The sequence below is a fragment of the Paeniglutamicibacter selenitireducens genome (assembly GCF_051550675.1).
Lineage (GTDB): Bacteria > Actinomycetota > Actinomycetes > Actinomycetales > Micrococcaceae > Paeniglutamicibacter.
In genome coordinates, this window is sequence record NZ_JBPULF010000022.1 from 1 (window position 1) to 1378 (window position 1378).

A 1378-nucleotide genomic window follows, 5' to 3' on the forward strand; every position below is an offset into this window, starting at 1 on the left:
CCATCACTCACACGCACGAAGCCGGAACTTTGATCGAGGGCACCACCAAAGGCGACGGCTCGGCCGAGGTTTTGAAGGCCAACGGCTGGCGTTGGGGTCGAAGCATTGCCTGCTGGTTTGTGCCAATGAGCCGGGATCGGATGCCCAAGCTCTACAAGATCGAGGGAACAGCAACCGCCCTACGCGCGGCAGGCTTCACGGTTGAAACCGAAATTGACCAGAGCCTCCGAATCACAGCCGAAGTCGAAGCATCAGAAATGGAACGCCAAGCGAACCGAGCGGAAGCGCTCGAAACCAAGGCCCAGCGCAAGAGCGAAGCCGCCGACGCCGCTCAAGCCCTGGCCGACGCCGCCGGCAATGCTCTGCCATGGGGAGGCGAACCGATCAAGATCGGCCACCACAGTGAGAACCGCCACCGCAACGCCATAGAAAAAGCGCACCGCAAGATGGGCCAAGCCATCGAGGCCGACGCCGAAGCAGAAGAAGCCAAGCGGCGTGCCGAAAGCGCCGCACACACCACCGGGGCACGCTACAGCGTGCAGACTGTGGCAAATCGCATCAAGAAGCTCGAAGCGGATGCCCGCGCCACACAACGCAACATCGACGGGCGGCGCGAATGGATCAAGGACGAAAATGGCAGGGACATACTCAGCCCCGAGCCTATCGGCGCCAGCGGCGCATATCGCGAACGACTAGAAACCCGGCTCGCAGAACAAAACGACCAACTAACTTACTGGAAGCAGGTCCGCGCCGAACAAATCGCCGCAGGAAAAGCCACCAACTACACCCGCGAAACAATCGACAAGGGGGACTACGTCCGCTACCGCTTCGGTTGGGTCGAAGTAGTACGTGCTAACGCCAAGACCGTATCGGTCAAAACGCCGTACACCTGGACGGACAAAATCGAGTACGAGGCGCTGATCGACCACAAGACCGCCGCCGAGTACGCGAACTCGCTACCGGCCGAAGCCTAGCCAGTTCGAGGGAGGGCACACAGTTGGTTGTGTCCTCCCTTTTTGGTGTGGCGGGCGGCCTCCGCCGCACACTCCCCCGGCCGCCGTCGCTGCGCGTGTGTACCTCAATGCAAAAGCGTCACCGAAAGCTGTCTACCAGCTTTGCGACAGCGAGATAAAACCGTGGTTCCAACCAATAGAGGATCGGCCGTGCAGCCTGGTCAACCATGAAACCGTGTGCATCGCACACGGTTTCAAGATCTTCGAGGAAAACAACTGCCAGGGCCAAGGGGTCAAAAGGAGCACAATAGCTGTTCACCCCTCCCTAGAGTGCGGGTGACAACGCTGCGCTCACCACGTATGTCCTGCGGCTTGGGGGAGTGTGTTTTCTACTCACGCATAGTGGGTTTTTAGTAACACCATGT

At 59.7% G+C, this 1378-nt stretch carries 1 protein-coding gene; it reads left to right on the forward strand.

Going from position 1 to position 1378, the window contains the following annotated elements:
- On the forward strand, positions 1-974 hold a 974-nt coding region (locus ACSYDW_RS18935; RefSeq protein WP_438340287.1), incomplete at its 5' end, for a DUF3560 domain-containing protein.
- Positions 975-1378: the final 404 nt, after the last annotated feature.